Origin of the sequence: Seohaeicola sp., from assembly GCF_048006315.1 — a bacterium.
Classification (GTDB): domain Bacteria; phylum Pseudomonadota; class Alphaproteobacteria; order Rhodobacterales; family Rhodobacteraceae; genus Seohaeicola.
Genome location: NZ_CP180350.1, coordinates 1,173,776 through 1,194,675 on the forward strand (window position 1 = coordinate 1,173,776; position 20,900 = coordinate 1,194,675).

Here is a 20,900-nt window from a genome sequence, read left to right on the forward strand (position 1 = left end):
TTCCTCAGCCATAGGGAGACCAAAACATGGCACGAGCCCAAGGGGCGCGGGCGCAGATGGCGCTGGCGTTCGAGACGACTTATGGCACGCCGCCTGCGAGCGGCTTCACCCGGATGCCCTTTGCCAGCACCACGCTGGGGGCCGAGCAGCCGCTCTTGGCCTCGGAACTGCTGGGCTATGGTCGCGATCCGCTGGCACCGACCCGAGATGCTGTGACGGCTGATGGCAATGTGGTGATCCCGATTGATGCGGCGTCCATCGGCTTCTGGCTCAAGGCTGCTTTCGGAGCGCCCACGACCACCGGCACCACCAGCAAGACCCACACGTTCCAGTCCGGCAACTGGAACCTGCCTTCCTTTGCCATCGAGACCGGCATGCCGGAGGTGCCGCGCTATGCGATGTATGCGGGCTGCAAGCTGGACAGCCTCAGTTGGCAGATGGGGCGCTCGGGGCTGCTGACAGCAACCGCCAGCGTGGTCGCTCAGGGCGAGACCGTCGCGACCACTTCCGCCGCAGGATCCCTGACCGATCTGACGCTGACGCGGTTCGGGCATTTCAACGGCTCGGTCAAACGCAATGGAACGGCTATCGGCAATGTCGTGACGGCCGATATAAACTATGCCAATAACCTCGATAGGATCGAGACCATCCGTTCTGATGGCAAGATAGATGGCGCCGACCCATCGGTAGCGGCCCTGACCGGCAATATTGTTGTCCGTTTTGCAGATCAGACGCTGGTCACGCAAGCCATCAACGGCGAGGCCTGCACCCTCGAATTCGACTATACACTGACCGGCGGTGTTGGCCTCAAGCTCACAGCCCACGCGGTCTATTTGCCGCGCCCACGCGTGGAGATTGCCGGGCCCCAGGGCATCCAAGCCACCTTCGACTGGCAGGCGGCACTCGCCGCGGATCCCGGACGGATGTGCACGGTGGTGCTGACCAATACCATCACAGGCTATTGAGACTGGTACGTCGGTCCTTCTGCCGTATCAAGTACGGACGTGTTGGCTTTCGCACTGGGTTGTCCAGCCGGAGCACCTTGTGGCCATCATGCTCTACCTCTGCCCAGCTGCTGATGGCTGGGGGCGTGATCAGGCTTTCGCTCAGCCTAGCCAGGCTCGCATGCGCGGCATGCAGGCGCTGCTCCATCCTGTCGGCGCGCTGCATCGTCTGCTGCAGGTGATACTGCATCTCGGCCAAGCGATCTCGCAATTGATCCCGTTCCGTCTTGACGATCTCCAGAGCTACGGAGACCTCCAGAAATTTCCGGTGCGTGTCTGACACGATGCTGTCCCTTCTGATTAAATAAGGCTGCCTGCCGCTCAACAAAAAGCCCCGTCACGGTGCGCACGTGACGGGGCGTTCTGGTCTTGAGTGGGGGCTAAAGATCACTTGGTAATGCAACCACGATCCGCAACGCCTGCTCCTGCGTCAATGACGCAACCGAGTTTCCCAGCCCTCAGAAGAAGGCAAATTGTGCTTGCGTATCGAGTCAGTCCATTTGGGTTGGGGCGGGAGCAAAAAAAAACCTGCCGCATGACACGACAGGCTTGAGGAACCTTTGGTTTGTAGAGCTAGTACCAGACACAGCATGCTGCTTTCAGCCGCAACGATCAAACCACCAAAAGCATAATTGACCTCACAAACGAGGCGGGAACTACAGAAAGGGAGCACATGCTGCGACTGAACCTGACCCATGCAGCGCAATGGCTGGATCTCGGCCATGGCGTCGAGATCCTAGTCACCCCCATGACCACCGCGTTGATGATGGCCGCGCGCAAGGAGGCGCAGGGGCGGATCACGCTCCCAGATAGACCTGATACGAATGACAGCGACCTCGACACCGACGGTATTGCGCTGGCCATGGCAAAGGCCGTTGCGCGCATCGCCATCCAAGACTGGAAAGGCGTTGGCGATGACAACGGCTTTGCCATTCCGGTCAGCCCCGAGGGCATCGACGCGCTGCTCGACATCTGGCCGATCTTCGAGGCCTTTCAGACCAGATATGTCGCCCGCGCCATGATCCTGGACGCAGAAAAAAACGCCTCACCGCCCTTGCCGATTGGGAGTTCGGCGGGGGCGGCGACTACTGCCAAGCCTGCGCGCAAAACTGCAAAGACTGCCCGGCGCACATAAACGCACCCCACACCATGGAAGGCTGGCAGATCTGGGACCTTGTCCAGCGCCTTGGTGGACAGCTGCGGGTCTTGGGGCCTGCAGTAATCGGCTGGGACATGGGCGCGGCGCTGCAATTGGGCGCGGCGCTTGGGATTTCGCCCATCGCCATCGCCGAACTGCTGCCGCCTATCGAGGCGGTGATGGTGCGCAAGATCAATGATGAGATGGCTGCCATGTGCGGCTGACCCTCAGGCAGAAAGCTTTGCGATGAGCGTCACCCCGGGAAGCCCTTCAAAATGCGCGTCGCAGGTCAGGATGCTCGCCCCTTGCGATCGGGCAGTCGCAAAGATGACCGCATCTGCGGTGGCCAGCTTGTATTCCCGGCAGGCCTCGGCCGCTGCCAGCGCAATCTCGGTGTCGAGCGGCACGATCTGGCAGACTTGGGTGAAGGCGATGACCTGATCTGCCTTGTCCTCGCCAACTTCGCGCGTCAGCCATTTAGCCAGCTCAAGCTGAACCATGGTTGGCACGAGCCAATCCGACTGCGCAGGAAGATACTCGACCAGGCTTTCACCCGTGGCGGAGCCAATCAGCCATTCGATCCAGGCCGATGTATCGACGAGGATCATCACACCCGGTCCGAGCGGTCACGATAATCGCCGGGGGCGGCGCCGCGCGCCAGGCCCTTGAGGGCATCGCGTTTCGGGACCGGGACCAGAAGGACACCAGTTCCCTTTGGAATGAAGGCAAAGGTCAGACCAGCCTCCCAATGCTGCGCCGCACGAACGGCCTTCGGGATCGAGATTTGGTACTTGGCAGACAAGGTCGCTGTCTCTGGCATGATCATACGCCTCCATGATCGATAAGAGAAACGTAAGACAAGTAGTCCCCTGATTCAAGGACCAAGCCCGATGGCCACCAAGCAAGTCTCCGTCCGCCTGTCCGCCACAGGCGGGCGGCAGGTCCGTGCCGAACTCGAAGGCGTGGGCGAGGCAGGCAGCCGTGGTTTCGGGCGGCTGTCGCAGGAGATGCAGGCTGCGAACGCCAGGCTCGCCAGTTTTGCCCGCCGCACCCAGATTGCCGCGACAGCTGCGGCCACGGCGCTGGCGGGGACCGCGCTGTCGATGACGCGCTCCACGGTGACGGCAGCAAATGAGATCAGTCAGCTCGCCCAAGTGGCCAATGCCACGCCCGAGGTATTCCAGCGCTGGTCGGCCGCTTCCAGCACGGTCGGGATCGCACAGGAGAAGCTCGCCGATATCCTCAAGGACGTGAATGACCGCGTGGGGGATTTCCTGCAGACGGGCGGTGGCCCGATGGCGGATTTCTTCGAGAACATCGCGCCGCGCGTCGGTGTCACCGCAGACCAGTTTGCCCGGCTCTCGGGCCCTGAGGCACTACAACTCTATGTGTCCAGCCTCGAGAAGGCCGGCGTCAATAGTCAGGAGATGACCTTCTACCTTGAGGCTATGGCCTCGGATGCCACACGGCTTATTCCGCTCCTAGCAAACGGTGGCGCCGAGATGGGCCGTCTTGGCGAGCAGGCGCAGCGTCTTGGTGCCGTCCTGGATGCCGACGCAATTGCCGCCATGCGCCGGTCCGAACTGGCGCTGGTCAGCATGGGTCAGGTCTTCACCGGCCTCCGCAATAAGGTAGCCGTGGCGCTGGCGCCGTCGCTGGAAGCGATGGCCAATGCCTTTGTCGCACTGGCTTCGTCAACGAGCCCGATCTCACGGGCCTTCGATACGGTGTTGGCCAATCTCGATCGTCTTGCGATCTACGCCGGCACCTTCGCCACCTTCGTTGCAGGCCGCTGGGTGGCCGCCATGGCGGCTGCTGCTCTCTCGGTGCGCGGGTTAGCCACGACGCTGGTGTTTCTGCGCGGGGCGCTGATCCGCACCAGCATCGGCGCGCTGATCGTGGGTGCGGGCGAGCTGGTCTATTGGTTCACCCGACTGGCCTCTGGTGCCGGCGGCTTTGGTGAGGCCATGCGGCTTTTGAAGGCTGTCGCGGTCGAGGTCTGGGACCGGATGAAGATGGGCGCCGCCGCCGCAGGCGCTGCGGCCACGGCGATGTTCTACGATCTGAAGGCAGATGCGGCGGCCGGCATGGCGGGTGCCATCGAGAGTGTTGTCGGATTTGGCAACACCACCGCCAACACCTTTGAGGGCGCGCTGCTGGCCGTCCGCGAGATCTGGTCGCGCCTGCCAGATGTGATCGGCGATCTCGTCTTCTCAGCCGCCAACCGCATGCTCGATGGGATCGAGGCCATGCTGAATGGCGCGATCCGTCGGATTGACGCGTTTACAGGTAAGATCCGAGACGCTCTGGCCTCGGTTGGTATCGAGACCGCTTTCGGCGAGATTGGCGAGATCAGCCTCGGCGATATCCCGAACCCTTTTGCAGGGGCTTCAGCTGATGCAGGCGCGGCGGCGGCAGATGCCTTCCAGCGCGCCTTTGAGGATGATCCACTCACAGCGCCCGATTTGGGGTTGGACGGGATCGCCTCCACAGCCTTGACCACTGCCAATAGCTATCGGCAAGCGGCCACCGATCTTGCCGCGGGTGCAACAGCCCCGCTGACCTCCTGGGAGGCGCTGCGCGCGGCTGTCGCTGGCACGGGCGACGAAGGGGCTGCAGCGATCGAGGAAGCGACAGCCTCTGCGCATCGTCTGGGGGCAGCTCTGGGCGGTGCAGGCGGCAAGGGCAAGGAGGCGCAGGACAAGCTGCTCACTGGCTTTGATGCCGTGAGTAAGTCGCTCGGCGATTATGCCAAGGAGGCCGGGAACTGGGGCAAGGGTCTGGGTGAGACGCTGGTCGGGGCGTTTCAAGGGGCGGAGAACGCGTTTCGGGACTTTGTCCGGACCGGCAAGCTCGACTTCAAAGGGCTGGTGGCCTCGATCCTCGAGGATCTCGCCGTACTGCAATTCCGCAATGCCGTGCTCGGGCCCATCGCCAATGCGCTCTCCAGCGCTTTTGGCGGCTGGGGTGGGAGCACCGTCAGCGCGGCCGTATCGCATGCGGGCGGCATGGTGGGGATTTCTGGGTATTCCCGGCAGGTCCCAGCGCTGGCCTTTGCAGGTGCTCCGCGCATGCATAGCGGGGGATGGGCCGGGCTGCGGCCGGACGAGGTTCCGACCATCCTGCAGCGTGGCGAGCGGGTGCTGAACCGCCGTGAGGCGGCGCAATATGGTGGCAATGCGGGAGCGACATCGCGCATCCGGATCGAACTGGGCGAAGGGCTGGTCGGCCGCATCTTAGAACAGGCGGGATCGCAATCGGTCGAGATCGCCCAGAGCAGCCTGCGGGATTATGACCGGTTGGTTGCCCCGCGCACCTTGGCGCGCGTCAGCCAGGATCCTAGGCGGAGGGGATAGTCATGCTGTCCTATCCGCTCTCCTACGCCCAGTTCCTCGGGGCGCTGCGCGTCGAGGAGGTGACATTCCGGCTATCGCATCCGCAGGAACACACGCGATTGGGCGATGGTACCGTGATCAGCGCGAGCCTTGGGGCGTCGCTCTGGACCGGAACGATCAGGCTGGCCCAGGCCAACCACCCGCGCCATGCCGAGATGGAGGCGCTGATCGCGCTGATGGATCAGCCAGGGGCGACCTTCCTGTGTCATGATCCGCGATATGTGGGCCCCGCCAGTGATCCGAGTGGCAGCCTTCTGGGCAGCCGCACTGTGACCATGCACTCAGTCGCGAGCAATATGCGCGAGTTGCGGCTGACGGGGCTACCCGCCAGCTACGCTTTCTCTTCCGGAGACATGCTGGCGTTTCAATATGGGTCAAATCCCGTTCGCTACGCGCTGCACCGCATCGTGGTGGGCGGGGCGGCTTCCAGCACCGGACTCACGCCCCTTATGGAAGTTGTGCCCAACCTGCGCCCTGGCGCGGTGGCCGGGCTGACGGTCTCGCTGATCCGGCCAGCCTGCAAGGCGCGGCTGCTGCCAGAACCCACCTATGGCTCCGGCCGCCAAGCGCTGAGCCGCGGCGCCAGTTTCGATTTCATCCAGACACTGAGGTGAGGCGCTTACTGCTGGGCCGTGGGCCGGAAGGTCAATTTGTAACCAAGGGCGCCGGCGACCTGGGTCAGCGTGCTCAAGGTCGGATTGCCCCCCTGCCGGAAGGATTTGTACATGACCTCTCGACTGACATTGGCGGAGGCTGCGATCTCGCTCATGCCACGGGCGCGGGCAATATCACCGATCGCAGCCACGATCAGGTCCGGATCACCATCTTCAAAGGCCGCCTCGAGATAGGCTTCCTGCGCCTCTGGCGTGGAAAGCCGCTCAACCGGATCCCATGGACGTGTTTCAAGTGCCATCGTCAGCCTCCTTGGCCAGTTGTTTTGCACGGGCGATATCATCGCTCTGCCGCTTCTTGTCTCCGCCACAGAGCAAGATCACGATCCGTTCGCCCCGGCGCGTAAAATATAGGCGATATCCCGGCCCGTAATCGATCCGTATCTCACTGACGCCATCCCCAAGGGATTTGGCATCGCCCAGATGTCCGAGGGACAGGCGCCGCAACCGCACCTCGATACGGGCAACAGCCCGCACATCCTTCAAGCCATCGATTCAGGCTTCAAATACTGCTGTCTGCCGCACCTCGAACATGTGTGTAATTTAATACACAAACCCCATCCTGTCAAACCCGGTCCCACCCTCTCATGCGCATCCTCGACCCGACCTCGGCGGCCTACCTGGCCGTCCGCACCGGCGTGGCCAGTCGCCACATGGTGCATGTCATCGCCCGCAACCGGGAGACCGGTGCTCAGGAGGCGCTCGGCCTCTGGCAGGGTGACGACCATCTGACGATCGCCATCAATGGTACCAACCGCACCTACTATGGCGCGGGCGGGTTGATCGGCGTTGAACCGATCCGCGCCGGGATCGGCCTCGAGGTCCGCATGCTGCAACTGGCGCTGAGCCCGCTGACGCCGGAGGTGGCGCAACTCCTGCGCGGCTATGATGCGCGCTTGGCGCCTGCCGAGGTGCACCGCGGGCTGCTCTCTCGAGACCGGCCAGCTGATTGCTGAGCCGATCCGGGTGTTTCGCGGCTGGGTCGATGAGGTGAAGATCCGCACTGGCGAGGTCGGTGGCACCGGTGAGGCAACAGTCACCTTGGCGAGTGCCGCCCGTGGCCTGACCCGCCCCCTGACGCTCACCCGCTCTGACGCCGAGATGCGCCGCCGCAACCCAAGCGACCCGTTTCGCAGCTACACGGATGTCGCAGGCGAGGTCGGCGTCTGGTGGGGCGAGACGCGGGAGCGCGCCTGATGGACCGGCTTTCCCTTCTCATCGCCTATGCCGCCGAAGCCGGTGCGCGGCCGTTTCGCCCGGGGCGCCATGACTGCGCGCTGTTTGCGGCTGGCTGGGTGAAGCTTGCCACCGGCCAGGACTACGCCCGCGGCTGGCGCAGCACCTATCGCAGCCTGAAGCGCGGCCAGCAGCTGCTCGAAGAGGCAGGCTTCACCGACCACGTGGCACTGGCCGCTGCCCATCTGCCCGAGATTGCCCCGGCCTTTGCGCAAGTGGGGGACCTGGCCGTTCTCGACGACAAAGCCTTCGGGATTGTCGCCGGCGAGATGATCTATTGCCTGACGCCCCGGGGCCTCGGGCTTGTCCCCCGCAGCGCGATGCGCCGCGCCTTTGCCGTGAGAACGCCCTGATGCCTCCTGTAGGTGCTGCCATTGCCGCTGTCGGCGCCGCAATCAGCGGCACGGTCGCCGCCATCTCCGCCTTTGCAGCCAGCTCCTTCATCGCCTCGATGATCGTGAACACCGCGATCTCAGTGGGGGTTTCCCTGATCGCGCGGGCGCTCACACCCAAGCCCACGATCAAGCAAAGCGGTATTCAGACCGCAGTCACCACCACCGGCGGGACTGAGCCGCAGGGGTTTATCCTCGGCCGCACCGCGACCGCCGGGCACCATGTGTGCCCGCCTATGAGCCATGATGATGGCGGCACGCCGAATGGGTTGCTCACTTACGTGATCGAGCTGAGCGACCTGGCGGGCATTGGTCTCAGCCGCGTCATTCTCAATGATGGCTATTCCGTGCTCAGCAGCACAGCGCACCCAGACTATGGCTTCCCGCTGCTGGGGCAGCGCATCGACGGGACCGACCACGCCTGGATCAAGTTCTACGATGGCACCAGACCGCGGCCGATCCGATGCTGGTCGCCAAATATGCGAACTATCCGGACCGCCCGTGGTCTGAGAGTTTCATAGGCCATGGCACCGCCTACGCCATCCTGACCTTTCGCTATAACCGGGAGGTCTTCAACAATCTGCCCACCGTCCGTTTCGAGCTGGACGGGATCCCGCTCTACGACCCGCGTTTCGACAGCAGCGTAGGTGGCAGCGGCCCCCAGCGCTGGTCCAACCCTGCCACCTGGGCGCGCTCGGCCAACCCGGCCGTGATGATCTACAACATCCTGCGCGGCATCCGCCTGCCCACCGGCGAGGTCTGGGGCGGCGATGTGCCGGCCGACGATCTGCCGTTTGACAACTGGGTCACGGCGATGAATGCCTGCGACGCCCCCATGGGCAGTCGTCCGAGCTTTGTCGCGGGCCTCGAGGTCAAACTCGAGATGGAACCGGCCGAGGTGATCGACGAGCTGGCCAAGACCTGCCTCGGGCAGGTCAGCGAGATGGGCGGGGTGTTTCGGATGCGCGTGGGCGCGCCCTCCGCGCCGGTGCAGTTCATCACCGATGAGGACATCGTCATCTCCGCCCCGCAGGAGCTGGATCCTTTTCCGGGGCTCGCGGTCAGTGCCAATGCCATCGCCTCGGAATACCCCGAGCCCGCCAGCCTCTGGACCTCGCGCGCGGCCCCGCCTCTGTTCAACCCGACATGGGAAGCCGAGGACGGTGGTCGCCGCCTTTCGACCAGCCTCAATTTCCCGGCCTGTTCGGAGGTCTCCCAGGTCGCGCAGCTGATGAGCGCCTACATCAAGGACGCCCGCCGCTTCCGGACGCACCGGCTGGTGCTGCCGCCCGAAGCCTTCCTGCTCGAGCCGCTGGATACCATTGCCTGGACCAGCACGCGCAACGGCTACACGAACAAGATCTTCGAGGTGGTCGAGATCACCGACCAGCCGGGCACCATCAACCAGGAACTGGTCCTGCGCGAACGCGATCCCGGTGACTATGGCTGGACCGCATCACAAGACCTTCCGGCCTTGGTGCCCGTCACCGGCCTTGCGCCCCGCCCGCCACAGATCATCGCAGGCTGGTCGGTGGCCGCCAGTACCCTAAAGGATGCGCTCGGCCTCGATCGCCGCCCCGCCATCACCTTGTCATGGGTCGGCAGCGCTGCGCTCGATGCGCTCTTTGTGCGCTACGAGATCCGGTTGAAGGCCACGACGCAGGTCGTGGCTTCCGGTTTGGCCGATCGGGCTGCCGGGTCCGTGCTGGTCTCGGAAGGGCTGCTGCCCAATACAGACTATGAGGTGCGCGGCCGCTACGTGCTTGATCGCCCCACCGACTGGTCGAGCTGGCTCGATGTCACCACGCCCGGGGTCTATCTCAACGGCGACGATCTGCGCGGCGGCATCAAGGGGCTGATGGATGACGCGGGTCTCGCCCCAGTGGAGATCTTGGCGACACTCCCTGAGACCGGCAATGTCCCCGGTCGCGTCGTCTTCCTGACCACGGATGCCAAGCTCTACCGCTGGACCGGCAACGCCTGGAGCCGCGAGATTGCGGCAGGCGACATCACCGGCGAGCTGGGCGCGCCGGGAAGCGGCACCACGCTGGCCGGTGATGCCGTGCTGGCCGGCATCATCTCCGCAGGCGGGATCAGCGCCGATCTCATCAGCGTGAGCCAACTCTCCGCCATCAGCGCTGAACTGGGAACTTTCCAGAGTGCGGCGAGCGGCGAACGGGTCGTCATCGAGGATGATCGCATCAGCGTGTTTGACGCGGCCAATCAGCTGCGCGTCCGGATCGGGAGGCTCTGATGCCCTTTGGAATTCAGCTCCTGACCTCGCGCGGGGTGCAGAACATCGCCGCCATCCAGGATATCGGCCTGCGCCTCGTAGCCGCCTACGATCTGAGCAATAACCCGAACAACGTCACCGCGATCTGGGCTCTTCCGTCCGACAATAACAACGGGCTGATCCCCAGCAGCTCCGGCAGCCTGGCCGGACCGGCTGGTTTCGACATCGGGAACAATGGCCATATCTTCATCTTCCTCGATATCTTCAACGGCTCCTTCTTTCCCGCGGGCAGCTATGCCGGTGTCTGGGAAGACAGGGTGCGGTTCAGCTGGAACAACACCACCAAGATCCTGTCCTGGACCTCTATCCCGGTGCAGTCGGGTACGCCCGGCCGGGCCTCGGCCTTCGGCAATGCGCCCCATATCGGCAATTACAAGGTCTGGTTCCTCTATGGAGACCCGTCATGAGCGTCGGCATGTCCATCGCAAACGTCACCGGCAAGGTGGTGCTGAATTCGGAGCACCGGTCTTTGCTGATGGGCCCGGCCCAGACCATGACGCAGCCGGTCAATGCCGCGAACTACACCAGCATCTACACCTGGTCGGGCACCGGCATGGATACGTCAGACCCAAACGGCTACCGGTTCAAGATCGCGGCCATGCCCACGGCGGCGCCCTCGGTCTATCTCTACCCGATCTCCCGCTGCCCGATCACCCAATACAATGTGGGCTATACCGGCGGCGCGCTGGTGGGCCGCGAGATCCCGGTCGGCAATCCGCTCGACAGCTCCACTCTGAACCTCTTCTTCGTGCCGGTCGGGCATTGGTTCGGCCTGATGCGCCTGCGCAACCTGCGCGCCTATGGCAATGCCACCACCTGCCATTCCACATCCTCGATCGCAACCAGCTGGAAGAACCCGCAGCTGCGCCCGATCCGTACGCCGACAGCCGTGACCTCCGCCTATGGCATGGCGCTCTACAATGCGGCAGGCCAGCTGACCTATAGCACTGACGAGACACTGGGCCTCTTCGACACGATCAGGGCCTTCACCCCGCCGGTCCCGGGCGGTGGCTTCTCGGGCAACGGCGCCATCAAGGATGCGACCTATGCCTTCTTCTGCAACACAGGCTGGCTCGCGATCAACGTGCCGCTCTACACCGCGCCCTATCCGGGCGGGGGATATTTCTGCGCGCTCAGCTGGCTCGTCTACAGGAACTCCTCCGCGCTCTACACGCTTTACGTCAAGGGGCAGGATTTTGAATTGGGATCAAGCTTTCCCATGCCGCAGGCCACGCTCATTGCCGGGAATGTCAGCTGAGGCAGCGTAAGGCTGCGCAAGACAGCCGTCGGGCAGGGTCTGGGAGAACGGGCATAGGCACCATCCCCAAGCAAAGACCAACGCATCACGCAAAGAACCACCACCCCAACGGCCCGCCACTGGCGGGCCTTTCTCGTTCCAAGGAGACCACACCCATGTCCTTCCAATTCTCCCCTGCTGCCCGCAACGCCGCCCTCGATGCTATCGAGACCGCCATTGGTACATCGCCCAAGCTGCAGCTGCGCTCCGGCACCTTGCCCGCCAATACCGCAGCCACAGATGCCGGCAATCTACTGGTCGAGATCGCGCTGCCCTCTGACTGGCTCGAGACCGCCGCCACCGGCGTCAAGACCATCAAGGGCGTCTGGACCGGCACCGGGACGGCCGCCGCGGGCGGCGGCACCAATGCGGGGCATTTCCGGATCAAGAACAACGCCGGCACCGTCACCCATGTCCAGGGCACGATCACCATCACCGGCGGAGGCGGCGATATGGAACTCGACAACCCCAATATCGCCCAGAACCAGTCGGTCACCGTCACCACCTTCACCCTCACCGCCGGCGGGGCGTAAGCCATGGTCAAGCTCGTCAACCGCGCCCGGATGACGACGCCCAGCACCGGGACCGGCACGCTCACCCTGGGCGTTGCACTCAACGGGTTTCAGAGCTTTGCGGCAGCCGGTGTCGGGAACAGTGACGTGGTGCGCTACCTCCTCGAGGAGGGAGAGGCCTGGGAGTTAGGCATCGGCACCTATAGTGCCAGCGGCACCACGCTGACCCGCAGCGTAACCGAGAGTAGCGATTCCGGCAATCTCATCAGCCTCACTGGCACCGCCATCGTCTCCCTGGTGCTCACCGCCGCCGATCTCGACGGCAAAGTCGCGGCCACCGATCTGCGCCTGACGGATGCGCGGGAATGGAGCGCATCCACGGTAGCCCAGGCAGAGGCCGAGGCGGGAACGGCTACGACCCGGCGTGCCTTCACGGCGCAGCGCATCCGCCAGGCCATCCTGGCCTGGTGGGCGGGCTCAGCCGACAAAACAAAGCTCGATGGCATTGCCTCAGGTGCCGAGGTCAATTCTGTTGTCTCGGTGGCGGGCAAGACCGGCGCGGTCTCGCTGACTGCTGCGGATGTGGGGGCAGCGGATGTGAGCCACAGCCATGGCAGCCTCACATCCGATGGCAGGATCGGCAGCACGGCCAATCTTGTCGTCGTCACCGGCACCTCAGGCGCGCTGACCGCCAAAGCGGCCGGTACGACCAGCCAGTATCTGCGTGGCGATGGCAATTGGGCCACGCCCCCAAACACAACCTATGCCGAGATCTCGACATCCGAGATTGATGCTGGCACCGCCAGTACCCTGCGTACCATCACCGGGCGGCGCATGGGCTATGCTCTGGGCAAGAAGGCCGATCTGGCGCATGGGCATGCGGCGGCCAGCACGGTGGCTGATGGATTTATGGCGGCCAGCGACAAAGCCAAGCTTGATGGCATCGCCACGGGGGCGCAGGTCAATACCGTGACCTCGGTTGCGGGGAAGACAGGCGCCGTCACCCTGTCCGCTGCGGATGTGGGCGCAGCCACTGCCAGCCATAGCCACGCAGTCGCCAGCACTACTTCAGCGGGTTTTCTGTCCGCGGCGGACAAGAGCAAGCTCGACGGCATCGCTGCGGGTGCGCAGGTCAATGCCGTGACCTCGGTTGCGGGGAAGACAGGCACGGTCACGCTCGGCGTCGCCGATGTTGCCGGGGCCTTTCCCGCATCCGCCCTACCGGCGGGCACCCGGATGCTCTTTGCCCAAAGCAGCGCACCACTGGGCTGGACCAAAGATGTGAGCCACAACAACAAGGCCCTGCGCGTGGTCAGCGGCACCGCCGGCTCCGGCGGATCGGTGGGTTTCACCACGGCCTTTGCGGAACGCGCGGTGAACGGCACCATTGGAAGTACCGCAGCCGGCGGCACCGTGCAGCCGCACAGCCTTTCCTGGCATGAGATGCCCGCCCATAGCCATGAGCATGTCCATCTGCAGTCCATGACCGGTTTCGGCGTATCGCCCAATAACTATGTCTTCGGCCGCTGGATCCAGACCAATGCCGACAGCCGCGCCCTGCCAGCCCATTTTACCGGGCAATCCGGATCCAGCTGGGGCCATAGCCACGGCTTCACTGGTCAGAGCCATAGCCACGACTTCACCGGCACGGCGATCGATCTCGCCGTGGCCTATGTCGACATCATCATCGCCACCAAGGACTGACCATGCAGATCACGGCAAAGGCCAATTGCCCGCTCGACGGCTTCGCCCCCTGTCGCCAGCTCGACTGCGGCTGGTTCATCCAGCTGCGCGGCACCCATCCCAATACCGGCGAACCCATCGATGAATGGGGCTGCGCCATGGCCTGGCAGCCCATCCTGATGATCGAGACCGCCCAGCAACAGCGCCAGACAGGTGCTGCGCTCGAGAGCCTGCGCAATCTGCTGGCGCGCGGGCCGCAGACGCAGATCGCCCCACATTACAACGCTTCACTTCCGGAGATCGGCACATGCGACTGAGCATCATCATCCCCGACGCCATGGTCGTGAAGAACGGCATGGCCCATGCCGGGCTTGATTTCGCAAGCGCCGACATCCCCGCCACTGTCCATGCACTGCAATGGATGGGCACCGATGGCATGATCGAGCACGATGACGCCAGCGTCGAGACGATCACCACCTTGCCGCTCTGGGCGGAGATAGCCCTTGATCTCTGGGAGGCACGCGAAGCGGCACTGCGCAATCCGGCACCGCTTTCCGATGAACAGCGTCTGTCCCTCGCGCAGATGAACCGCCAGCAGGCCTATGCGCTGGAGGCCGATCCTCTCTTCTTCAAGTGGCAGGCCGGCGAGGGCAGCCGCGAAGACTGGGAGATCAAACGCCAGGAGATCCGTCTGCGCTTTCCCTATCCCGACGAGGTCTAACCGCCCATGCCCGGATTTGCCCCCCTTGCGACGGCCCCGCTCGGCAGTGTCGGAGGTGTTGCGTCCCGCCATGCCGCCGCCGTGGGCGATTTCGCTATGCAGGGCGAGGCTCTGGCAGGGCTTCGGGCCAGTGTTGCTGTTTATGATGACGCGCCAGCTTTCATCGGGGAGGCTGAAGGGCGCGGAACTGTGGATGCCGCTGGTGGCGTTGGCACGGCTGGGCTGGCTGGTCAGGCGCAAGGTGACACGGCAACGCATGCTTCGGTCGCTGCCGCGATACTGTCACTGGAAGGCGCAGTTCGGGTTCGTGCCGCGACAACCGCAGCTGCGGTTGGAACCCTTGGCGCAATTCTGCTGGCGCGCAGTAGACCTGTGTCTACCATCCACGCGGATGGCACTGTCCCGCTCACTGGCGCGCAAAGCGCGACGAACCCAATCAGCGGCAGCGCGGTCCCTCTTTTGCAGGTCCTGTCGCACGCCGATGCCGCCGCGGCGATCGACGGGCAGGTCAACCTAGGCCGGCTGTTGTCGCTTGAGGGGACAGGTCAGGGGCGTGCAGAGCACCGGGCTGAAGGCGCTGGAACGATCGGCCTTACAGGTAAAGCCTGGCTTGCGGTGGCGGCCTTGGCGCATGCGGAGACCGGCGTTGCGGCGGCGGGCACCGCCGCGGGGATGGCGTCCCTTGGTCTGACGCTCGCATACGACTTTGGTCTGACCGGTGCGGCCAGTGGCATCTCGCTACGGGTTCGAGTAGCGAGCGCCAGCGTCGAGATCAGTCTGACTGGACAGTCGACCGTATCTCTGTTGCTCAACGCGGGGCTGGTCTCGCTGTACTCATCGCTGGGGGCAGTAAAGGGGCGTGGAACCGTTCAGGCCCTGAGCTCCGGCGTGATCAACATCACACGCGCGAGTGCTGTTGAGGTTCATGTCGGTGCGACCGCAGGGCGGCTGATCCCTCTCGGGGGAGACGCAGTGGGTCATACCGTGTCGCGCGTAGAAGCGGGAAGCGCGGTGGTGAGCGCAGGTCTTGGTCGCGCTGTGCTGACCATCCGGGTCGACCTATCGGGTGAGGTGTCATTCGAACTGGTGGCCTCGGCCGAGATTGGCACCACGGCGCGTGCAAGCGATGCGCTCGGCACGGCGGCCCTGTTTGACGTTTCCGCTCCGATCGAACTGGAAGCTTCTGATCGGCTGTGGCTTGATCTTGATGCTAGCGGGCTGAGCCTGGGCACCGCGCAGGCGGCCGGGGCTCTCTTGCCTGACGGCCATGCGCAGGGCGCAGTTCTCGGGGCGGCTGCGGCGGATGCCAGACTGGCCGTGCAAGCGGCCTGCGCGGGCTACGTTGGGCTTTCGTTGACAGCGGAACCACAGCTTGCACTGGCGGCAAGCGTGGATGGGCGCGCTGGTTTGCGCGCAGATCTGCTGCAGCCTGTCATGATCTTGGGTTCCAGTCGCAGCAGGCTGGAAGTGTCTGCGGGGGCCCAGACCGCGTCTCTGCCGCTTGCCGGGAGCCTGGGGGCAGAACCCACGGTGCGTGCCGCAGCTCAAGGTCAGATCGCCTTTGCCCGGGACAGTCTTGGCGAGGTTGGAATTGACGCCGTTAGCGTGCCGGCCCTTGGACTGGGCCTGGTGGCCACAGGCAGGCTGGTGACCCGCGGGACCAGCGCGGGCGCCCTTGCTATCTGGGGGGCGAGCAGTGCTGCCGCAGCCCTTGCTGGGGGCTTGCAGGACCAGTTTGCCCTGGAAACGGCTGCTGGAACGCTGGCTGTTATCACCGGCTTCGGCAGATCCGGGGTTGCCCATGCGGGGGTGGGCCATGCGCAGATCACCAGCAAGGCGCTGGCCTTTGGGGCTGTCACAGTTGGGCGCCAAAGTGACGGAGATGTCGCTGTTGTAGGCAAGGCACAGCCTGCGCTGCCGATTGCTGGTGCTGCGGTGCTGGGCGGTTGGGTCACGGGATTCAGCTCCAACGGCGTTGCGCCCCTCTCGTTGGAAGTGCGGCTCTCGGCGTCAATTTCCGTAGCGGCAGGGTCAAGATTGACCGTCACTGGGGCTGCAACCGGCGGAGTGGCCCTGCTCGGTCAATCAGCGGGCAGGTTCCAGGTCGGGCGCGATGGCAGCGCAGAGGTGGCCGTAACCGGTGAGACCGCACGCATCATCGCCTTTCCCGGGCGGGGTGTTGCTGCCGTGGCCAATGATGCGGGAACAGGGTCTTCATTCCTCATGGTTCTGAACGGGACTGGGGAAAGCCGCATCCTGATGCGCCTTGTGGGTGAGGCAGTTCAGGGTGAAGGTAATGCGCGATCGTGCGTCGCGATCGGGGTTGTGGTGCAGGATGAACCCTGGGCGGCCCTGCTTCAGGCGCGGGGATTCCGGGCCCCACCCGGGCTTCGGCGCAGGGCGCCGCCAGATACGATGCAAGGTGGCTCAGTTATGTCCCACGCGCGTGGTGGGGTCCTGCTGTCTGAACCGCGCACCGGCCTTATCCTCAGAGGTTGATCCATGCAGAAGTTCATCATCAAGCGCGGCGACACCTCGCCGGCGCTGCGCTTTGCCTTGCTGCCGGACAGCATCTCCTTGGCAGGGGCATCGGTGCGTTTCCAGATGCGGTTGCGCGGCGGCGCCACGCTGATCGACCGGCCGGCGGAGATCGAGACTGTATTCGCACCAGCCGTCGTGGCGCATCTCTGGCACCCGGGCGAGACCGATCAGGTCGGCCGCTTCGAGGCCGAGTTCCGCGTGACCTATATGGATGGCACCGTTGAGACCTTCCCCAATCTCGGCTTCATCGAGGTGTTTATCACCGAGGATGTGCCGGGGCTGCCAGCCTGAACATGCGCAGGTCGCGTCGTTCTCGCGCCATACGGGCAACTTCGTGCCATGCCAGTTCAAAAAACACCAACGAAAAGGAGGCTCCGCCATGGAGATCGAGCTTTGGACCCTATTCGACGCCCTCATGAAATGGGTCATCATTCCCATGGCTGCCATGCTCTGGGTTCATAACCAGAAGATCGGCAGCCATGAAAAGGAAGTGCTGCGCATCATGACGCTGTTGTCGGAGCGCAAGGATCAGCGCGATGAGGACCGCGCCGAGCTGAAAGAAGCCCTGCGCGATCTACGTGCCGCCATCCTCCGGCTCGATCAGCGGCTGGCGGATTTTGCACTGGCGCAATCGGTGCAGGCGCCGGCGTCTGCGCCAGAACGCATGCCGGCAACACGCCGCGCGAAGAGCTAAATACAACGACCATCCTCCCACACTCACCACGCCCGTCGCCCTGCGGCGGGTTTTGTCGTTTGAAAGGACCATCCCCATGACAGACACCATTCGGAAGTTTCGGCATTTTCGTGAGGTGCCAGAGCAGCTTTGGCGCTGGCCGAACTTTTCGCCAGCGGAAATCGCCTGTCGCGGTACAGCGCAGATCAAGCTGCATCCGGAGGCCCTCGACAAGCTTCAGGCGCTGCGCGACCGGCTGGGAAAGCCGCTGATTATCCGATCGGCCTATCGCTCGCCGGAACACAATCGCGCCGTGGGCGGGGCGAAAGCCTCGAAGCATATGGACGGCACGGCCTTCGATATCGCTATGGCGAACCATGATCCCGTGGCTTTTGAGACGGCAGCGCGGGCGGTCGGGTTCCTCGGTTTTGGGTATTACCCGCGCTCAGGGTTCATGCATATCGACCTGGGGCCCGCGCGGATTTGGGGCGATAAGTTCCCGGTCCGTGCGGTGCCTTTTGCACCGGAAGCGCCGCCCGCGCGGGAGGTGCTCGCGGAAAGCCGGACGTTGCGCGGTGCGGGAACAGCAGGCGCCGCCACCATCGGCGCGGCCGGTATTGAGGTTGCGCATGGCGTCCTGGCGGAAGCTCAGGGCGCTATTCTGCCGCTGGTCCCATACCTCGACAGCCTGCGCTGGCTGTTCATCGCGCTCGCGCTGGCCGGAATTGCGGTGGCCGTCTACGCCCGGCTCGATGACTGGCGCAAAGGATGGCGATGATGTGGACTAAACTGGCGAAACGTGTCTGGATCCGAAAAGCCGCATCACTCTTTTTGACCGTTCTGGCCAGCGTACTCTTCCTGCTAAACCTACGTCATCAGGGCGAGCAGGCTGGGCGCGCAGCAGAACGGATCCGCAATCTGGAGCATACCAATCATGCACAGCGCGACATGCTGGAAGCCACGAGCCGCCGCCCTCGCAGCCGCGATGATCTCCTTGACCGCCTGCGAAAGGGTGGGTTCTGAAGGGCCGTCCGGAGCCTGCCCGTCACTGGTGGAGTACAGCAGGGTCGAGCAGATGCAACTGGCAAACGAAATAGCGGTGCTGCCGGCGGATGCACTGATCCTGGAATGGTTGGCGGATTACGCTGTTATCAGGGAGCAGGTCCGGGCGTGTCGGGCGTGAGAAATCTTGATGTGTGTTTTATCTTCGCATCGAGTTCTGCAGCGTTCGTTACCAATAATTTTTTTACCGTTCAGCTTTCAATCGTTCTGTCTCAGCTTTGAAGCAATTGGATAACAATTTGGCGTCCATGATGGATGCAGTTGTGGAGCACAAGGAATTCAGCAGGCACAGCAAATCCGCCACACTGCCTCAGCGAGTGCCCATGGGCAGGTAAAGTACAATTGCAGGAACCAAGATCACCAGCAGAAGTGCCGCGATCTGGATCAGTACGAATGGCATTACCCCCTTGTAGATGGTCGATATCGGAATATCGGGAGCAATACCGCGCAAGTAAAACAGCGCATATCCGAAAGGCGGCGTCAGGAAGGACGTTTGCAGATTCACCGCCAAGGCGATGGCGAACCAGATCATCACCTGTTCCGAAGGCATGCCGAAATCCAGCAGCGCCACCACGGGGGCGACAATGGGGACCACGACGAGCGTGATTTCGACCCAGTCCAGAAAGAAGCCCAGAAGGAAGATCAGCGCCATGATGATGACCAGGACCCAATAGGGGTTCGCATCCTCGATATTGAAGATCTCGAGGATCATGGCGTCTCCGCCCAGGCGGCGGAACACGACCGAGAAGATCGAGGCCCCGATCATGACGAAAACGATCATCGCGGTGGTCTTTGTCGTCTCGTAAACCGCGCCCTGAAGGGCCGGCAAGGTCAGCTTGCGCGACATCAATGCCAGCAACAGAGCCCCGGCTGCGCCGATGGCTGCGGATTCCGTGGGCGTGGCGATACCGGCGATGATCGTGCCCAGCACCGAAAGGATCAGCACGAACGGGGCCAGCAGGTCGCGGGTCAGCGCCCATGCAGCGGGCCAGAAGGCGACAGGTTCTACCCGTTCCGGGGCGGGCACGCGGTGGGGCGCGAAGATCGCCACCGCAGTAAGGTAGAGAAAATAGAGCCCCGCCAGCAGCAGCCCCGGCCCGATGGCGCCCATGAACAGGTCGCCCACGGACAGGCGCATCTGATCGCCCAGAATGATTAGCATGATTGAGGGCGGCAAGAGGATTCCTAGCGTGCCCGATGACGCGATTAGGCCACAGGAGAGCTTCATGTCATACTTCGCCTCGCGCATGGCGGGCAGCGCCATCATTCCCATCATCACGACCGAGGCACCTATGATCCCCGTGGATGCCGCCATGATCACGCCTATAATCGCCACCGCAAAGGCATAGCCGCCCGGCGTGCCCTTGAAGAGCGCGGCGAGCGAGCGCATCAGACGCTCGGCTATTCCTGAACGTTCCAGCATCAACCCCATAAAGACAAACAGCGGGATTGCCACCAGAAGCCAGTTGGTCAGGATGCCGGAATAGATGCGCTGCACACCCATCGACAAAAACAGCATCGGCACGTCGGCTAGCACGGCGAACAGGATGCCCACACCGGCCAGAATGAAGGCCACCGGATAGCCCGAGAAAACGCCGGCGACCAGCGCAAGCAGCATCATGATAGGCCAGAAATGTTCGGTCATGAGTGGTGTTCCTGGTCTGTGTCGACGTGCCTGCGTAAAAGTTCCGCAGCAGTGCCGATTCCGCGCGAGAGCCCCATCAGCCCCAAAATGGCAAAGGACAGCGGCACCATCGCCTTGATGATCCAGCGACTGTTGAGGCCGCCTTGGGTCGAGCCTTCGCCCGTCGTCCAAGCGGTCAGGGCAAAAGACCAGCCATACCAAGCGATGATCAAGCAGAATGGCAGCAGAAACAGCAGATCGCCCAGCATGCGTATCCAGAGGCGCTGGCGACGGGTCATCATCAGCGACAAGAAATCGACCGCGACATGTTTGTCTTCGCGCAGGGCCCAGGCCCCGCCGAACAGGACCATCAACGCGAATATATACCATTGGAGATCAAAAAGGCCGTTCACGGTGAGGGCGCGTCCCAGCACGGGCAGCGGATTTTCCCATGCGATCAGTGTGTTCAGTCCCAGCTTGGCATAGACTACGGCTAGCAGGATCGAGGCGATCAGCGGCAGGATCAGCCAACTGACCCATTTGCCGGGCAGGCAGAGCAGGTCCAGCATTTTCGACAGGATTGCGGGCATGTCTGCGCCTCCTCGACGTGCAAGGCACAGGGCGGCGCAGGGCCGCCCTGTCTGTTGTCAGTCTAGCA

At 63.5% G+C, this 20,900-nt stretch carries 28 protein-coding genes; 22 read left to right on the forward strand and 6 right to left on the reverse strand.

Going from position 1 to position 20,900, the window contains the following annotated elements; all coding sequences use genetic code 11:
• The first annotated feature begins 26 nt into the window (after window positions 1-26).
• The 4 genes from ACMUJL_RS05935 to ACMUJL_RS05950 all read left to right on the forward strand — a co-directional run bounded on the left by ACMUJL_RS05935 (window position 27) and on the right by ACMUJL_RS05950 (window position 2,366).
• Window positions 27-965 carry a phage tail tube protein gene (locus tag ACMUJL_RS05935; RefSeq protein ID WP_375569710.1) on the forward strand — a complete coding sequence of 313 codons (939 nt, stop codon included), beginning with the start codon at window positions 27-29 and terminating at the stop codon, window positions 963-965.
• Between the two features lie 79 nt (window positions 966-1,044).
• A complete protein-coding gene (locus ACMUJL_RS05940) occupies window positions 1,045-1,284 on the forward strand; it encodes a hypothetical protein (protein ID WP_375569708.1) in 240 nt (79 codons plus the stop codon).
• Between the two features lie 393 nt (window positions 1,285-1,677).
• On the forward strand, window positions 1,678-2,139 hold the full coding sequence (locus tag ACMUJL_RS05945) for a hypothetical protein (protein WP_375569706.1): 462 nt from the start codon (window positions 1,678-1,680) through the stop codon (window positions 2,137-2,139).
• Window positions 2,140-2,153: 14 nt separating this feature from the next.
• Window positions 2,154-2,366, forward strand: coding sequence for a DUF7697 family protein (locus ACMUJL_RS05950; protein ID WP_375569704.1), 213 nt, complete (start codon window positions 2,154-2,156; stop codon window positions 2,364-2,366).
• 3 nt (window positions 2,367-2,369) lie between these two features.
• On the opposite strand, the gene ACMUJL_RS05955 is transcribed toward ACMUJL_RS05950, so the two are convergent.
• Together ACMUJL_RS05955 and ACMUJL_RS05960 are read right to left on the reverse strand one after the other, a co-directional pair.
• The gene (locus tag ACMUJL_RS05955; protein ID WP_375569702.1) at window positions 2,370-2,750 is read right to left on the reverse strand and encodes a type II toxin-antitoxin system VapC family toxin; all 381 of its coding nucleotides are present in this window, start codon (window positions 2,748-2,750) and stop codon (window positions 2,370-2,372) included.
• Entirely contained in the window at window positions 2,750-2,962 is a 213-nt protein-coding gene (locus ACMUJL_RS05960; RefSeq protein ID WP_375569700.1) for an AbrB/MazE/SpoVT family DNA-binding domain-containing protein, read from the reverse strand. Before ACMUJL_RS05960 ends, ACMUJL_RS05955 begins: the two co-directional genes overlap by 1 nt.
• Before the next feature lie 70 nt (window positions 2,963-3,032).
• Between ACMUJL_RS05960 and ACMUJL_RS05965 the strand changes: the two genes are divergently transcribed.
• Complete coding sequence (locus ACMUJL_RS05965; RefSeq protein ID WP_416914185.1) at window positions 3,033-5,498, forward strand: phage tail tape measure C-terminal domain-containing protein; 2,466 nt, start codon at window positions 3,033-3,035, stop codon at window positions 5,496-5,498.
• A 2-nt stretch (window positions 5,499-5,500) separates the two neighbouring features.
• Window positions 5,501-6,151 (forward strand): hypothetical protein, encoded by a 651-nt coding sequence (locus ACMUJL_RS05970; protein WP_375569696.1) that lies wholly within the window; start codon window positions 5,501-5,503, stop codon window positions 6,149-6,151.
• 5 nt (window positions 6,152-6,156) lie between these two features.
• Here ACMUJL_RS05970 and ACMUJL_RS05975 read toward each other — a convergent pair whose 3' ends face one another.
• Both ACMUJL_RS05975 and ACMUJL_RS05980 read right to left on the reverse strand, forming a co-directional pair.
• Complete coding sequence (locus ACMUJL_RS05975) at window positions 6,157-6,450, reverse strand: addiction module antidote protein (RefSeq protein ID WP_375569694.1); 294 nt, start codon at window positions 6,448-6,450, stop codon at window positions 6,157-6,159.
• Window positions 6,440-6,694 carry a type II toxin-antitoxin system RelE/ParE family toxin gene (locus tag ACMUJL_RS05980; RefSeq protein WP_375569692.1) on the reverse strand — a complete coding sequence of 85 codons (255 nt, stop codon included), beginning with the start codon at window positions 6,692-6,694 and terminating at the stop codon, window positions 6,440-6,442. Before ACMUJL_RS05980 ends, ACMUJL_RS05975 begins: the two co-directional genes overlap by 11 nt.
• 101 nt (window positions 6,695-6,795) lie before the next feature.
• Between ACMUJL_RS05980 and ACMUJL_RS05985 the strand changes: the two genes are divergently transcribed.
• From ACMUJL_RS05985 to ACMUJL_RS06060, 16 genes are all read left to right on the forward strand, one after another.
• Window positions 6,796-7,164 carry a hypothetical protein gene (locus tag ACMUJL_RS05985; RefSeq protein WP_416914186.1) on the forward strand — a complete coding sequence of 123 codons (369 nt, stop codon included), beginning with the start codon at window positions 6,796-6,798 and terminating at the stop codon, window positions 7,162-7,164.
• Between the two features lie 10 nt (window positions 7,165-7,174).
• Window positions 7,175-7,405: a hypothetical protein gene (locus tag ACMUJL_RS05990; RefSeq protein WP_416914187.1), complete on the forward strand. Its 231-nt coding sequence runs from the start codon at window positions 7,175-7,177 to the stop codon at window positions 7,403-7,405.
• On the forward strand, window positions 7,405-7,797 hold the full coding sequence (locus ACMUJL_RS05995) for a DUF6950 family protein (RefSeq protein ID WP_375569688.1): 393 nt from the start codon (window positions 7,405-7,407) through the stop codon (window positions 7,795-7,797). Before ACMUJL_RS05990 ends, ACMUJL_RS05995 begins: the two co-directional genes overlap by 1 nt.
• Window positions 7,797-8,357 (forward strand): hypothetical protein, encoded by a 561-nt coding sequence (locus tag ACMUJL_RS06000; RefSeq protein ID WP_416914188.1) that lies wholly within the window; start codon window positions 7,797-7,799, stop codon window positions 8,355-8,357. The genes ACMUJL_RS05995 and ACMUJL_RS06000 overlap by 1 nt, the downstream gene beginning before the upstream one ends.
• Window positions 8,300-10,090: a phage tail protein gene (locus ACMUJL_RS06005; RefSeq protein ID WP_416914189.1), complete on the forward strand. Its 1,791-nt coding sequence runs from the start codon at window positions 8,300-8,302 to the stop codon at window positions 10,088-10,090. Before ACMUJL_RS06000 ends, ACMUJL_RS06005 begins: the two co-directional genes overlap by 58 nt.
• Window positions 10,090-10,536, forward strand: a complete 447-nt coding sequence (locus tag ACMUJL_RS06010) for a hypothetical protein (RefSeq protein WP_375569684.1) — start codon at window positions 10,090-10,092, stop codon at window positions 10,534-10,536. Before ACMUJL_RS06005 ends, ACMUJL_RS06010 begins: the two co-directional genes overlap by 1 nt.
• Complete coding sequence (locus tag ACMUJL_RS06015) at window positions 10,533-11,387, forward strand: hypothetical protein (RefSeq protein ID WP_375569682.1); 855 nt, start codon at window positions 10,533-10,535, stop codon at window positions 11,385-11,387. Before ACMUJL_RS06010 ends, ACMUJL_RS06015 begins: the two co-directional genes overlap by 4 nt.
• A gap of 155 nt (window positions 11,388-11,542) precedes the next feature.
• The gene (locus tag ACMUJL_RS06020) at window positions 11,543-11,959 is read left to right on the forward strand and encodes a hypothetical protein (protein ID WP_375569680.1); all 417 of its coding nucleotides are present in this window, start codon (window positions 11,543-11,545) and stop codon (window positions 11,957-11,959) included.
• A 3-nt stretch (window positions 11,960-11,962) separates the two neighbouring features.
• The gene (locus tag ACMUJL_RS06025; RefSeq protein WP_375569678.1) at window positions 11,963-13,642 is read left to right on the forward strand and encodes a hypothetical protein; all 1,680 of its coding nucleotides are present in this window, start codon (window positions 11,963-11,965) and stop codon (window positions 13,640-13,642) included.
• Window positions 13,643-13,644: 2 nt separating this feature from the next.
• Window positions 13,645-13,938, forward strand: coding sequence for a hypothetical protein (locus ACMUJL_RS06030; RefSeq protein WP_375569676.1), 294 nt, complete (start codon window positions 13,645-13,647; stop codon window positions 13,936-13,938).
• Window positions 13,929-14,342: a hypothetical protein gene (locus ACMUJL_RS06035; protein WP_375569674.1), complete on the forward strand. Its 414-nt coding sequence runs from the start codon at window positions 13,929-13,931 to the stop codon at window positions 14,340-14,342. The genes ACMUJL_RS06030 and ACMUJL_RS06035 overlap by 10 nt, the downstream gene beginning before the upstream one ends.
• A 6-nt stretch (window positions 14,343-14,348) precedes the next feature.
• The gene (locus tag ACMUJL_RS06040; protein WP_375569672.1) at window positions 14,349-16,841 is read left to right on the forward strand and encodes a hypothetical protein; all 2,493 of its coding nucleotides are present in this window, start codon (window positions 14,349-14,351) and stop codon (window positions 16,839-16,841) included.
• Between the two features lie 3 nt (window positions 16,842-16,844).
• Window positions 16,845-17,174 carry a hypothetical protein gene (locus tag ACMUJL_RS06045; RefSeq protein ID WP_375569670.1) on the forward strand — a complete coding sequence of 110 codons (330 nt, stop codon included), beginning with the start codon at window positions 16,845-16,847 and terminating at the stop codon, window positions 17,172-17,174.
• A gap of 88 nt (window positions 17,175-17,262) precedes the next feature.
• A complete protein-coding gene (locus tag ACMUJL_RS06050) occupies window positions 17,263-17,577 on the forward strand; it encodes a hypothetical protein (RefSeq protein WP_375569668.1) in 315 nt (104 codons plus the stop codon).
• Between the two features lie 76 nt (window positions 17,578-17,653).
• Window positions 17,654-18,334 carry a YcbK family protein gene (locus tag ACMUJL_RS06055; protein ID WP_375569666.1) on the forward strand — a complete coding sequence of 227 codons (681 nt, stop codon included), beginning with the start codon at window positions 17,654-17,656 and terminating at the stop codon, window positions 18,332-18,334.
• A complete protein-coding gene (locus tag ACMUJL_RS06060; RefSeq protein WP_375569664.1) occupies window positions 18,325-18,579 on the forward strand; it encodes a hypothetical protein in 255 nt (84 codons plus the stop codon). Before ACMUJL_RS06055 ends, ACMUJL_RS06060 begins: the two co-directional genes overlap by 10 nt.
• A gap of 349 nt (window positions 18,580-18,928) precedes the next feature.
• Here ACMUJL_RS06060 and ACMUJL_RS06065 read toward each other — a convergent pair whose 3' ends face one another.
• Entirely contained in the window at window positions 18,929-20,263 is a 1,335-nt protein-coding gene (locus ACMUJL_RS06065; protein ID WP_375569662.1) for a TRAP transporter large permease, read from the reverse strand.
• The gene (locus ACMUJL_RS06070; protein WP_375569660.1) at window positions 20,260-20,832 is read right to left on the reverse strand and encodes a TRAP transporter small permease subunit; all 573 of its coding nucleotides are present in this window, start codon (window positions 20,830-20,832) and stop codon (window positions 20,260-20,262) included. The genes ACMUJL_RS06065 and ACMUJL_RS06070 overlap by 4 nt, the downstream gene beginning before the upstream one ends.
• Window positions 20,833-20,900 lie beyond the last annotated feature (68 nt).